At 44.8% G+C, this 411-nt stretch carries 1 protein-coding gene; it reads right to left on the reverse strand.

What is annotated here, in order from left to right; translation table 11 throughout:
* The coding region (locus tag CWC03_RS22770) for an ISAs1 family transposase (protein ID WP_171040323.1) at window positions 1–411 on the reverse strand (411 nt) is incomplete at both ends.

The raw sequence follows: 411 nt of genomic DNA on the forward strand, positions 1-411 counted from the left end.
CATTGAATATGAAATATCGACCACATCCAATACGGCCCTAACTGCCGGTATCTCATTGGACTTATTTTCTACCGTTCGCTGATACAAAGTTAAACCAGACTCGCAATCAAAAGCAGACACCAAGTGTAAGTTATCCTCACGCTTTTTACTGGCACCGCGCAGAGTTTTACCATCAAACGCAATGATTGGCCTACCAGACTGAGAGCGCTGTTCGTTGACCCAACTGAACAAGGCTAAAACCAACGAATCAGTCTCTACTGTCTTAAGAATTCGTGCAATGCTATGTCGCGTTGGAATACCGTGTTTAAATGCTCTAAACTGCCGGAGCCACGGCAGTTTACTGTGCCCAAATACTTCGATATCTTTCCAGCCTTCACAACCGGATAAAACCGCCGAGATGATAAGATCCAA

Origin of the sequence: Pseudoalteromonas sp. S2755 (assembly GCF_005886535.1) — a bacterium.
Taxonomy (GTDB): Bacteria; Pseudomonadota; Gammaproteobacteria; order Enterobacterales; family Alteromonadaceae; genus Pseudoalteromonas.